Source organism: Mesorhizobium sp. IMUNJ 23232 (genome assembly GCF_044326205.1).
Classification (GTDB): domain Bacteria; phylum Pseudomonadota; class Alphaproteobacteria; order Rhizobiales; family Rhizobiaceae; genus Kumtagia.
In genome coordinates this window covers 69168-81144 of the sequence record NZ_JBIRCY010000007.1, presented here as the reverse complement: position 1 = coordinate 81144, position 11977 = coordinate 69168, and the positions used below count along the sequence as shown (strand labels likewise).

General features: G+C 63.3%; 10 protein-coding genes. 3 read left to right on the top strand and 7 right to left on the bottom strand.

The window, feature by feature from the left end; genetic code table 11:
• Positions 1-68: 68 nt before the first annotated feature.
• The gene (locus ACH196_RS07145; RefSeq protein ID WP_396646106.1) at positions 69-1214 is read right to left on the bottom strand and encodes a sugar ABC transporter substrate-binding protein; all 1146 of its coding nucleotides are present in this window, start codon (positions 1212-1214) and stop codon (positions 69-71) included.
• A 172-nt stretch (positions 1215-1386) separates the two neighbouring features.
• Entirely contained in the window at positions 1387-2037 is a 651-nt protein-coding gene (locus ACH196_RS07140; RefSeq protein ID WP_396646105.1) for an SGNH/GDSL hydrolase family protein, read from the bottom strand.
• A gap of 163 nt (positions 2038-2200) precedes the next feature.
• On the opposite strand from ACH196_RS07140, the gene ACH196_RS07135 reads away from it, so the two are divergent.
• Positions 2201-3421 carry an ROK family transcriptional regulator gene (locus ACH196_RS07135; RefSeq protein WP_396646104.1) on the top strand — a complete coding sequence of 407 codons (1221 nt, stop codon included), beginning with the start codon at positions 2201-2203 and terminating at the stop codon, positions 3419-3421.
• Between the two features lie 50 nt (positions 3422-3471).
• Here ACH196_RS07135 and ACH196_RS07130 read toward each other — a convergent pair whose 3' ends face one another.
• Together ACH196_RS07130 and ACH196_RS07125 are read right to left on the bottom strand one after the other, a co-directional pair.
• Positions 3472-4941 carry an alpha/beta hydrolase gene (locus ACH196_RS07130; protein ID WP_396646103.1) on the bottom strand — a complete coding sequence of 490 codons (1470 nt, stop codon included), beginning with the start codon at positions 4939-4941 and terminating at the stop codon, positions 3472-3474.
• Between the two features lie 383 nt (positions 4942-5324).
• A complete protein-coding gene (locus tag ACH196_RS07125; RefSeq protein WP_396646102.1) occupies positions 5325-6065 on the bottom strand; it encodes an SDR family NAD(P)-dependent oxidoreductase in 741 nt (246 codons plus the stop codon).
• A gap of 81 nt (positions 6066-6146) precedes the next feature.
• Here ACH196_RS07125 and ACH196_RS07120 point away from each other — a divergent pair, with 81 nt between their 5' ends.
• Positions 6147-6815: a TetR/AcrR family transcriptional regulator gene (locus ACH196_RS07120; protein ID WP_396646101.1), complete on the top strand. Its 669-nt coding sequence runs from the start codon at positions 6147-6149 to the stop codon at positions 6813-6815.
• Between the two features lie 287 nt (positions 6816-7102).
• On the opposite strand, the gene ACH196_RS07115 is transcribed toward ACH196_RS07120, so the two are convergent.
• The 3 genes from ACH196_RS07115 to ACH196_RS07105 form a co-directional block, all read right to left on the bottom strand.
• On the bottom strand, positions 7103-8569 hold the full coding sequence (locus tag ACH196_RS07115; RefSeq protein WP_396646100.1) for an amidohydrolase family protein: 1467 nt from the start codon (positions 8567-8569) through the stop codon (positions 7103-7105).
• An 11-nt stretch (positions 8570-8580) separates the two neighbouring features.
• Positions 8581-9234, bottom strand: coding sequence for a flavin reductase family protein (locus ACH196_RS07110; protein ID WP_396646098.1), 654 nt, complete (start codon positions 9232-9234; stop codon positions 8581-8583).
• Between the two features lie 91 nt (positions 9235-9325).
• Complete coding sequence (locus ACH196_RS07105; protein WP_396646282.1) at positions 9326-10051, bottom strand: GntR family transcriptional regulator; 726 nt, start codon at positions 10049-10051, stop codon at positions 9326-9328.
• Between the two features lie 250 nt (positions 10052-10301).
• On the opposite strand from ACH196_RS07105, the gene ACH196_RS07100 reads away from it, so the two are divergent.
• On the top strand, positions 10302-11882 hold the full coding sequence (locus tag ACH196_RS07100; protein WP_396646097.1) for an ABC transporter substrate-binding protein: 1581 nt from the start codon (positions 10302-10304) through the stop codon (positions 11880-11882).
• Positions 11883-11977: the final 95 nt, after the last annotated feature.

Sequence of the window (11977 nt, the reverse complement as noted above, 5' to 3'; positions counted from 1 at the left end):
AACCGGAGCCGGCCGGTCACAGCTGAGCTGTAACCGGCCGGCCTTGGCGCGGGGGAGGGTGCTCGGCGCTATTTCGCTTCGGACGACCAGGGGAAGTTCACATACTGGTCGCGGGTGTCGTAGCAGATGTTGCCGTACATCCTGAGGTAGATGTCGCGGCGTTTCGGGTCCTTGTAGACCGAGGCGGGGTCCGCCACATCGGCCTCATACTGGGCGATATAGTCGCTGGTGAGCGCAACCGGCAGGATGTCCATGGCCTGCGGGATGCTCTTGCCCTCCAGCCAGTCGGCGGCGTGCTGGCCCATGGCGTAGGCGAAGACGAGGGACGCGAGGCTGATGCTGGCCTTGTACGGTCCATCGGCCTTCTTGATTGCGGCGACCGCTTCCGGTTCCCCGTCGATGCCGCCAAGGAACTGTTTTGGCGTCGCTTTCCCGGCTGCCTCCAGCGCGGCCAGTGCGCCCAACACGACGGTGTCGGCGCCGAGCACCACGTCGACGTCGGGATGCGCCTGGAGAATGGTGCTCATGGTGGCGAAGCCACCCTCCTTGTTCACTGGCGTCGGCGAGATGTCGGCGACGATGGTTACGCCCGGCATGGTCTTGAAGACATCGCGCATCGCGGCAAAACGGGGCGCCAGGAACTCCATGCTGTCATGCGACAGGATGACGGCATTGGCCTTGCCGCCAAGCTTCTCGTTTATGTATTTCGCGGCCGCCTCGGCGAGCACCTTGCCGGTCTCGTATTGCGGCGCATTGAGCAGCGAGGTCGCGGGCGGCGGCACGATGGTGCCGACATAGGCGCCCGACCAGATCAGTTCCTGCAGGCTGTGGCTCATCGATGCCGGGTCGACAGGTGCTGCAACTAGGCCACCGATCTTGGAGGCGAGGAAAAGCTGAACCTGCTCGACGCCCTTGGCGGCGTCGTTGTTGGCCAGCGCCCTGCGGTATTCCAGCCCGCGATCCTTGGCGGCGGCGGCTAGCCCGTGATCTACGCCCTGCATGAATTCGCGCTCATTGTCCTGCGCGAAGGCCAGCACCTTGCCGATGCCGGGCGGCGCGCTGCAACCCGGCGCGTTCGGATCGAATGGCGCAAAGACTGTCTGTTTGGTGATTCCGGCCGGCCCCTCCTGCGCGTTTGCCAGCGTGGCGCCGCCTGCGATGAGGCCGATCGTGCCCAGCAGTGTCGCCAGGAATTTCATTCGGTCCGATGACATTCGAGTTCCTCCCTACCGTTGATTGTTTTGATCCGTCGTCCGCGTGGCACCGCCGGTTTACGTCGTGGCCGTTGCGCTCCTCGGCGACCAGATATCCACCTTAACGGCTCTGAGTCAAAAACTTTTTCCAGTGGAAGTAATTAATAGCCATGCCGCTGCCGACACTGATCCATCACCCCCTGAGCGCCTGGACGGCCTTTGCCAATTCCAATCCGAGGACACGGTGCGCATCGCTTTCGAGGTGGATGCCGTCAACAGTGCTCGACTCGACGAAATCGCCGGCATTGACGAACGGAACACCTGCGCGCTTGGCAACTTCACGGAAGAGGCGGGCGAAATGCTGCGATTTCGCAGCCCCTCCCAGGAACATCTGTCCGAACCAGTCGACCTCCAGCATCGGTGGCGGAGCAACGAGTAAAACGGCTGGCGCCGCACCGGCATGACCAGCCTCGCTGCGCTGGATGATCCGCACGAGAATCTCAACGGAATCAGCGATATCGTTGGGGGTGACCGAGAAACGATGCTTGAGGTCATTGGTGCCGAGCATCAGCACCACGGCGTCGAGCGGCATATGCGTTTCCAGGCAGACGGGCAGGGACTTCAGCCCGTTCTTGTGAATGCCTTCGATCGGATCGTCGTGCACGGTCGTGCGGCCGCCTTGCCCTTCCTCGATCACATCCCAGCCGTTGCCCAACTGCCGGCGCATGATTCCGGGCCAGCGGCGATCGGGCGCGAAGCGGTGCCGTCCGGCCCGGGCGAGTGTCGGAATGGCGCCATAAGTGTTGGAATCCCCAAAGCACATCACGGTCTTCGGCTGCGTCACGCTGTCCTCCTCCAGACAGCGCCTTTTGAACGCCAAGACATAGGTGCACGTCAACTACATTTTTCCAGTGGAAGTATTTAAGTGTTGCCTGATCGTCCGGCCATTGCTAGGTGGGCAGTTCGGCGGGCTTGACCGATGGCCGGCCGCCTGCGCAGAGGAAAGCGTGACCGGTACAAGCTTCTTCAGTGTCGAAAAGATCAGCGACGGCCGCAGCGGCGGAACAACGCAAGCGGAAAGCCGTGTCTACAATGAACGCCTGATCGTCACCCTGGTGCGGCGCCATGGCCAGTTGGCGAAGGCCGACCTGACCCGCCTGACGGGGCTCGCCGCCCAGACGATCACCACGCTCGTCAACCGCGCCGCCGAAAGCGGGCTTCTGCTGCGCCGCGAGCCGTTGCGCGGCCGCCTCGGGCAGCCCTCGGTTCCCTATTCGCTGAACCCGGAGGCCGCCTATTCCTTTGGGCTAAAGGTCGACCATCGCAGCGCCGACGTTGCGCTGGTGAATTTTGTCGGCGACCTGGTCGCGTTCGAGCGGATCGAGTTCGACTATCCGACCCCCGGCGAGGTGATGGGCTTCGCCAAAGGCGCGGTCGCGAAAATGTGCCGAAAGCACAAGGCGATCAGCACGGAGCGCATCGCCGGTCTCGGCATTGCCTCGCCCTTCCATCGCGGGAGTCTGGGCGAGGAGAGCGGGCTGACCGCGGGCCGCCTGGATGCCTGGAAGGAGATCGACATCCGGGCCGAACTCGATCGTGCGTTCGACTGGCCGGTGTTCCTGCACAATGACGCGACGGTTTCCGCCGCGGCCGAGCTGATGTTTGGGGCAGGGGCGGCCTGTGCCGATTTCCTCTATGCCTATATCGGTTACTTCGTCGGGGGCGGCCTGGTGCTCGACCACCATCTGTTTCCCGGTCGCAACAAGCTTGCCGGCGCGCTGGGCGATGTTCCCGTGCCCGCATACGGGCCGGAGAACGACCGCACGCAGCCCCTGCTGCGGACCGCGTCCTTGCGCGCGCTGGCCGGCAAGCTCAATGGACACGATGACGGGCGCATCTGGTCGTCGCCCGACGATTGGGGTGATCTCGGCGCACCGCTCGCCGAATGGATCGACGAGGTGTCGGACGGGCTGGCCTATGCCGCGCGCGGCGCGGTCGCCTTGCTCGATATCGACAATGTCGTGATCGACGGGGCGATCCCGGCCGCAGTGCGCAAGGAGATCGCCAAGGCGACGCGCCGAAAACTGGCGCGGGCGCTTGTCGACCGTCCAGAGCCGTTCTCCGTGCTCGAAGGCTCGTTCGGCCATCTCGGACCCGCCATCGGCGGCGCCAGCATCCCGCTGCTGGTAAAATATTCGAACGACAAGGACCTGCTTTTCAAGGAGTAGAAAGCGTCAAGGTCGCGGTCGGCTCCCCTCTGGTGAGCCGACCGCCTCGGTCAGCGTGCCGGCGTGTTGACGAACTCCCGGGCTCGATCGGACAGGAACGAGAAGAACGGATTCCAATGCTGGCGGGTCATCGCCGTGTTGGGGATCGCCAATGTGCGGTTCTCGCCGCGCAGATCCAGGCGGCCGAGCCGGATACCGGGGTTTTCCGGCCCGTCACCCTCGCCGTAGAGCGGGTCGTCTGGTGGGAAGGGTAGAGCGATATGGGAAAGAGAGTAGACCTCGGCGGGCCATGATAGCCCAGGCTCGGTTGCAGTCGTCGCGGTCTCGCTCGCCGGCCGGTCGCGCACGACGACCGATGTGCTGGCGCTGTCCCGATTGGTCAGGATCGAAACCCGGTACGAGCGGGGCGGGCCGGTCAGCAGGCTCTCCACGTCGAGTGAAGCCTTCAGCAAGCCTTGCGCGGCATACATGCGATTGACGTCGAAAACGACCAGTTGATGTGCTCCCGGCTTCAGCCGGTCGAACAGTTTTGTCAGCAACGCCTGCGCCTCCACGGTGGCGTCGGCTGCCGATTGAAACGCGAGAATAGGCGGGACCTCGGCGAGCCGCCCCTGCTTTTCAAGGCGATCAAGCTGCGACTGGATTTCGACCGTCGCCTGGTAGGCCTGATAGCCCGCATTGACGGCGAAAGAATTGTATTTGTACGGGTCGTATTCCGGCTGCACGGCATTCCAGGCCAGTTTGTCCAGACCAAGCAGATCACCGAGCCGCGCTTGCCAGTCCGAATAGGCCGCGATCCTGGCTATGCCGATTTCCGGCGAGATCAGGACAATTCCGGCCGGCTGCGGCAGTGTGGGGTCTTCCACGGACGCTAGGGCGTAGTGGGTGGCCAGCGCGCCGCCGTTCGAATAGCCGACGATGAAGATCGGCTTGCCGCCCATCTTGCCCGCCACATGCTTCATGCCGATGCGCACGGCCGCCGCCATATCGGCGAACGTCGTCTGAATGAGAGCGCTCGGCGCGGTTCCGTGTCCCGGTATGCGCAGTCCCAGTACCTCGCCGCCCTCCTCATGGAGTTGCCTTGCCAAGGTTCTTAGGCTGTAGGGACTGTCGGAATAACCGTGCAGCATGAGGACCCCGAACGCCGGCGCGTCACTGGTGAGTTGATAGGTGTGGTTCCAGTTTTGCGGCCATTTGGCCGGATCCGATCTGCTCCCGGCATTGTAGCGGTTGAATTCCGTGCGTTCGGCATCATCGATCCTGGCATAGACATCGCTTTGCAACTGCGCGAACAGCCTGTCTTCGAGGGCGAGATAGCCCTCCAGCGACGTCACCGGCGCGTTCTTGGTGAATTCTTCATCGAGATGGACAAGATGCCAGACACTGAGGTCGGGTTTGCTGTTGAGCACGATGACAGCGATGATGAGGACCGCCGCGATGGCGCCGAGCACCGCGGACGCGATCGCCAGCAGCACTTTAGGCACATGCCTTGTCACACGCCGAAAACTGGATGCGATCATGGGAATTCCCGACCCTGTCTACCGCGCCCACGCTAAGGCGTCATCGGGGAAATAACCACATCGAAACGGAGAGGCTTGGTTCGATTGTATAGGTCCAGTCGCCGGGAAAATCATGGGGACCCCGGGGTGGACTGTTTGCGGATGGCGTCGGATGTCTCTATGCGGTTTCCGATTTTGATCGCTTGCAAGCAATGCAATATCTTTAGCAGGCGCCCCCGTAACCGGGAGTGACAAAGAATCTGGGCTTTCCATGGTTTCGTCCGTTCAGGGCGGCAGACCTTTGGACAGTCGAACTGGCCAGGCGACAGGCTTCTGTGAGATCCCTGCCGCAAGGAAAGGGACCGACATAAGCGATCCCTCTCTCACCAAGCCAGGGCTGTTGTTCAGGCGTTCAACCCGCCGTCCGCCGTGACGATGGACCCGGTCATGAAACTGGCAGCGGGGCTTGCCAGGAAGGATACGACAGTCGCTATCTCCGCCGGCTTGCCATAGCGGCCGAGCGACGTCAGGCCGCGAACCGTGCCGGCCAGTTCACCGTCGGCCGGGTTCATGTCGGTGTCGATTGGCCCCGGCTGAACCAGGTTCACGGTGATGTCCTGTGGCCCGAGTTCGCGAGCAAGGTGGCGCGTCAGGCCGAGCAGCGCGGACTTGGTCAATGAATATCCGGCAAGGCCTGCAAAAGGAGCACGTTCGGCGGCGTTCGACCCCACGGTGATAATGCGGCCGCCTCGCCCAAGGTGTGGGATGGCCGCTTGCGTGGACAGCACGGCCGAGCGCACGTTGACATTCAAAAGAGCGTCGATATCGGCGAGGCTTAGATCGACAAATGCGCCCACCCGGGCAATGCCGACGCTATTGACGAGAATATCGAGGCCGCCCAACCCCGCGACGGTCTCTTCGACGGAGCGCTTCACTGCTGAGGGATCGGCGCTGTCGGCCTGGATGGCGAGCGCCTTACGGCCCTTTGCCTCAATCGCCCGGACGACTTCGGCGGCGCGATCGACCGAACGCTCATAGGTGATTGCCACATCGGCACCCTTTTCCGCCAGCGCCAATGCAATGGCGGCGCCAATGCCGCGCGAGGCTCCCGTCACCAGCGCACGCTTTCCAGTCAGTTCACTCATTGCTCTATCTTTCTGTAGCGATCGATAGAGAATTAGCTAGGGACGTTGCGCCACTGTGTCAATGGATTTATATAGTGATCGATGCAAAAATTGGGTCAGACGTCGAAAACCGATAGCGGCTGCGCCCGCAGTCGCGGGCGGCCGCGCTCGTTCGACCGGGAAGCAGCCTTGGCGCAGGCAACTCGTCTGTTCTGGTCAAAGGGGTTCGAGGCGACCTCGATCTCCGACCTCACCGAGGCGATGGGCATCGGAGCGCCCAGCCTGTACGCCGCATTCGGCTCGAAGGAGGCGCTTTATGTCGAGGCGTTGCATCACTATGTGGCCAGTTACGAGAGGTTTTCCTGGGCACGTTTCGAGGCCGCGGCGACCGTGCGCGAAGCGGTCGAATCCTATCTGTTGGACTCAGCCGCTGCACTGACCGGGTCTTTTGAGGATGTCCCCCACGGATGCATGGTGACGCTCGCGTCGGTCTGCGGCGAAGGCCATGCGGAACTCGCTGAGCTCGTGCGGTCAGAGCGTGCCGCCCCGTTCGACCGCCTCAAGACGCGCCTAAGCCGGGCCGTGGCAGAGGGTGAGCTGCCGGCCTCGGTCGACATCCATGCACTCGCCTGTTTCGTACAAACTGTTCAGAGCGGTATGTCGATCTTGGCCCGCGATGGAACGAGCTGCGCCGAACTGGAGGCCGTGGCGCAGACCGCGATGCTAGGCTGGGATGCCCGTACCGTCGGTCGCGACAACGCTTCCACCTAATGCTGGTCGGCCGAAAGTCCGAGCGAATGCCTGCTTCCGGGAGGCCGATGGGCCATGCAGATGGCGTGGCCAGGCTGGCGATGACGCCCGCCGCTGATGATGTTGTTGGCGCTATCGGTGCCGGTCCGCTTGTCGGCGCGTGCCGAGCCGTCAGGTTCTCGACTGACGAATAGACATCACCCGCCGCGCAATCGCCATCGGCTTCGAAGGGCAGCAACTCTCGCAAAACGTCGTAACTGTGTCCCGTTCTTGAAACGCCGCTTTGCAGAAGGGCGACGAACTATTCGCTATCGAAGCGGGTAGGAGGGTTCAAAAATGTTGCTTAAAGGCGGATGACCGAGCGTGCGCTCTGGATACTTCGCCATCAGCCTTTCGAACTGACTCTGGGCCCGGGCCGAGGCGGCGGCGAAATCCAGCCCGGCGATCGCCCGGTCGCGCATGACGGCGCGGCCATTGATCATGACCGTCCGCGCGTCGCGCCCATTGCCGCCGATCATCAGGGTCTGGATCGGGTCGATGACCTGGCCGAGGTCCGGATTGGCGAGGTCCCAGACGACAAAATCCGCCTTGCAGCCGGGCGCCAGCCGCCCGAGATCGGAACGGCCGAGCGCATCCGCGCCGCCGATGGTCGCGGCGTCGAAATAGTCGGCGGCGGTGCAGGCTTCGGCGCTGCCCTCGACGAAGCGACAGATCATCAGCCCGACCTGCATGTTGAGCAGCATGTCCGGCGGCGAGGTGTCGGTGCCCAGTCCGATGCGCAGGCCGCGCTGGCGATAGGAGCGAAAACTTTCGAGGCCATCTCCGAAGCGGGCGGCGACCAGCGGGCAGTGCACGATGACCGAACCGGCCTCGGCAATGATGTCGAGGTCGCGGCCGGGCTCGGGCATGAAACGTGACGGGCTGGCGAAGGTGCCGTGCGGCAGCAGCGTCCGGTCGGTCAGGAAGTCGAGGCTTTGCAGCCACTCGATCGACGTCATGCCGTGCAGGCGCCGCACCGTCTCGCGTTCGAAGGCACCCTGGCAGCAATGCAGTCTCACGGGCACTCCAAGCTCGCGGCCGGCGGCGGCAGTTCGCTTCAGCAGTTCGGCGGTGCATGTCTCGATCCGGTCCGGCGCCAGCATGGTGCGGATGAGGCCGCCGTGCCGGCCTTCCAGGCGACGGCAGAAATCGACGGCGTCCTTCAGGCCGCGCAGCCCGCGCGGCTCGTCGAAGAACAACTCGATCTGACCTTCCCGCACGATGTAGGGATTGCCGGTTCGATAGGCCGGGCCGAGATAGATACGCAGGCCGAGGTCGGCCGCCGCATCGGCCGCGCCTTCGAATTCCTCCACGGTCTCTCCCCATTCGCGGTAATACAGCGAGGCTATAGGCAGGGCGGTCGTTATGCCGTTGCGGATCAGCCGGGCGAAGGCGTAGCGCTTCTGGAAGACGAGTTCCTCCGGCGAATACATTTCGTATGGGCCGGTATCCATGTAGGTCTTCGGCCAGGTGCGTCCCTTTTTCCACGCGGGGTGGTTGTCGAAGGAGAGGATCGTCGTGTCGAGGTCGGAGAGCGCGTCGAGATCGACGAAGCCGGGAGCAATAAGCGACCGTCCATAGTCGACGCTCTCCTGGACTTCGCCCGGAAAATCGCGGCCGACGAAGACGATGTCGGAGCCTTCATAGACGACCTGTCCGCGTCGGATGAGCGTGTGATGGCTGTTTTCGTGGCCGACCACCCAGTCGGCCTGGACCAGCGTTCTTGCGGAACTCATGGGCAATGCTCCTATTCGGCCGCAGGCTTGCGCTTGCGTTGTTCCCATTGGGCGACGCTCATCGTCGGCAGATCGAAAGTGTCGCGCGACAGGGCATAGCCATGGCCGCCCATGCGGCCGATCGCATCGAGGCCATGCGGGTCGACATGCAGGCGTTCGTTGACGAGATCCGATCGCACATGGGCAGCCAGCACTTCGCCGAGGATGATCTCGCGCGAATTGCCCAGCCCCAGCGTCACATGCTGGCGGCATTCGAAAGAAGCCGGCGATTCGGCGATGCGCGGGCTGGCCACCCTGGTGGAGGGAACTGCCGTCAGGCCGGCTTCCGCCAGTTCATCTACATCGGGAGCGAAGGGCACGGCGCAGACATTCATCGCATCCAGCATCGCGCTGGACACGATGTTGACCGTGAAGACCCCGGTGGCGCGCACGTTCCAGCCCGTATCCTTGAAGGACAAGTCGTCGTGATTCTCGACGCCGAGCGCCAGGATGGCCGGTTCGGCGGACAGGCAGTTGAAGAAGCTGATCGGCGCGGCATTGATCCGCCCTTGCCGGTCGACCGTCGTCACCAGCGCTATGGGGCGCGGCACGACGGCGCCGATCAGAAGCTTGTATTTTTCCCGCTCGGTCAGTTGCGCGAAATCGAACGTCGTCTTGTTTGTCATGGCAGAGCCGATTCCTGGCTGAAGGCGCGGAGGAGCAAGGGCCGGACGCCGGGCGCCGGCCGAAAAACATGCAGGGTGATGAGGAGGGCGGTTACTGCGCCGGAAGGCGGTAGTCCGACAGCAGGTCCTTCAACTCGCGCTCGCGCACGGGCTTGATGTCGAGCAGGCCGCGTGTCGCCACGGCTGTCAGATGCTCGTCCATGATGCGGATGGCCGTCGCCTCGTCGCCGCGTTCCAGCGCCTCGATGATCATCTGGTGCTCGCTGACCGCGCATTCCGAGGAGTGCGGCCGTCCGTACAGCGCCAGGATCAGGGAACAGCGGGACGCGACTTCCCGCACATAACGGATCAGCAGGTCGTTGCCGGTCATGTCCGCCAGCAGCGTGTGGAATTCGCCGGCGAGCCGGATGGATTCCGGTCCGTCCCGGCCATGCGCCCGCTCCTCGGCGGCGACATGCGCGCGCAGAGTCGCGGATTGGCTGGGGGTCAGGCGTCCGGCCAGCGATTCCATCACCGTCCGCTCGAGACCGCGCCGCACCTGGAAAACGCCACGCCCCTCCGCGATGCTCGGCGAAGCGACCATGGCGCGCTTGTTGGGCTCCTGGGAGACAAGGCCTTCCACCGCCAGCCGGGCGAGCACGCTGCGCACGACGGTGCGGCTGACCCCGAAGGTCTCTCCCACGGAATCTTCGGGCAGTTTCGTTCCGGGGGCGAGCGCCTGCTCGATGATGGCACGGCGCAACGCCTGGTAGACGCCGTCGGCGAGGTTTCCGGCGCGGCTGGTTCGGCGTGGTGCCTGGTCGTTCTGATCGGTCATGGCGCGGCGATTTATTCGCGTCGCGGCGGTGCGTGTCAACCATTTGGGCTCCGTCCGGCATCGAGTGAACACCATACATGTTTTCTCTTGCGCTATTAAAGAGTATACACTATCGTAAATCAAGTGGATACAGATTGCACATTAAATAATCAGAAGCCGCCTAAAATCGGTGCAATCGAAGGAAACGCCTAACGGCTTGGCAGTGCAGTCAATCATCCGGACCGTCCCGGACAACAATGGAGAGGCTCAAATGAAATCGCTTTTGAAGTCGTCCGTGGCGGCCCTCGCCGTCCTGACGCTCACCGCGTTTTCCGCGTCCGCGGAGAACGCTCTAAAGTGGGGTGCGCAGCGTGACGTGGTCTCGCTGGACCCCTATTCCTATGGCGATACCTTCACGATCGCCGTGCTCAACCATGTTTATGAAGGCCTGGTCCGCTATGACGACAAGCTGCAGATCGCGCCGGCGCTTGCCACCTCGTGGGAGATCGTCTCGCCGACCGTCTGGCGTTTCCATCTGCGCGAGGGCGTGACCTTCCATGACGGCGCGCCGTTCACCGCCGACGACGTGCTTGCCTCGCTGACCCGCGTTTCCGATCCGGCGTCCCCGCTGCGCGGCAACCTGCCGGCCTATCAGGGGGCGACCAAGATCGACGACCACACGGTCGAGATCACGACGACGCCGAATTATCCGCTGCTGCTCAACGACCTCACCAACATCGTCATCTTCGACAAGGAATGGCTGGTCGCCAACAAGGCCGAGGCGCCGACCGATGTCGGCAAGGGCGTCGAGGGTTTTGCCACCGCGCACGCCAACGGCACCGGCCCCTTCAAGATCGTGTCGCGCAAACCTGACGCCGAGACGGTCTTCAAGGTCAACAAGTCCTGGTGGGACAAGCCGCGGCACAACATCGACAAGATCGTCTTCACGCCCATCGCCTCGGCGGCGACGCGCGTCGCGGCACTTCTCTCCGGCGAGATCGATTTCACCAATTCGGCGCCGCTGCAGGACATTCCGCGCCTGCAGGCATCGAGCGATATCAAGGTGTTGGCGAGCAACGAGCTGCGCACGGTGTTTTTCGTCTTCAACCGCACCGACAAGACCATCGCCTCCGATGTCACCGACAAGAACCCGATGAACGACATCAAGGTGCGCCAGGCGATGTACCAGGCGATCGACATCGACGCACTGCAGAAGCGCGTGATGCGCGGCCTGTCGCGCAACACCGGTTCGATGGTCGCCCCCGCCATCCCCGGTTATGTCGAGGAACTGGACTCGCGTCTTCCCTACGATCCCGAGGCAGCGAAGAAGCTGCTGGCCGAGGCCGGTTATCCGGATGGCTTCACCTTCTCCTTCGTCTGCGAAAACGACGGCTACGTGAACGAGGAGGAGATCTGCCAGGCAGTGTCGTCCATGTGGGCGCGGGTTGGACTGAAGGCGACGCTCGACGTGGCGCCGACCAGCCTGCAGACGGCAAAGTTCGAAAGCGGCAAGTTCGATGTCGGCATCCTCGGCTGGGCCAACGAGCCGATGATCGACAGCTATTCGATCCTCGTCCAGGTCGTGCATTCCAAGACCGGCACGTCGGGCGTGTTCAACTGGGGAGGCTGGACCTATCCGGAAGTTGACGCGCTGATCGACAATGCCGGCAAGGAACTCGACCGGGAGAAGCGCCTCGACTTCCAGAGCGAGGCGCTGATGAAGATCAAGGACGACATCGCCTTCCTGCCGCTGCACCAGCAGCCGATGGCATGGGCGACCGGTCCGAAGGTCGAGAGCCTTGTGCAGCTCACCGACAACAAGCCGCGCCACTGGCTGACCACGATGAAGTGACCGCCGCGCCGCCCGGACAGGCACGGAACATGCTTCGCAAGCTTCGGGCCGGATGGCCCGACGCTCCCCGTTGAGCTCCAGCACGGATCAGGAGG